This is a genomic window from Pseudomonas sp. SIMBA_068, assembly GCF_046534705.1.
In the GTDB taxonomy this organism is placed as follows: Bacteria; Pseudomonadota; Gammaproteobacteria; order Pseudomonadales; family Pseudomonadaceae; genus Aquipseudomonas; species Aquipseudomonas putida.
Map to the genome: position 1 here is coordinate 1 of NZ_JAWRYI010000924.1, position 258 is coordinate 258.

1 pseudogene is annotated in these 258 nt (G+C 53.5%); it reads right to left on the reverse strand.

Going from position 1 to position 258, the window contains the following annotated elements:
* Positions 1–244 (reverse strand): annotated as a pseudogene (locus SB756_RS32095) (class I tRNA ligase family protein); the annotation flags it as partial.
* Positions 245–258 lie beyond the last annotated feature (14 nt).

Genomic DNA, 258 nt, shown 5'->3' on the forward strand with positions numbered 1-258 from the left:
CGCCGTTCACCGTCACATAGCCATGAACAAACAGGTTGGTCGGCTTGCGGAAGTTGCTGCCTTCCAGCATGGCAGGCCAGAACAGGCTGTGGAAGTAAACGATATCTTGACCGATGAAGTGGTACAGCTCGGCGGTGGAGTCTTTCTTCCAGTATTCATCGAAGCTTACGCTGTCGCCGCGCTTGTCGCACAGATTCTTGAAAGAACCCATGTAGCCAATCGGTGCGTCCAGCCAGACGTAGAAATTCTACGTCTGGC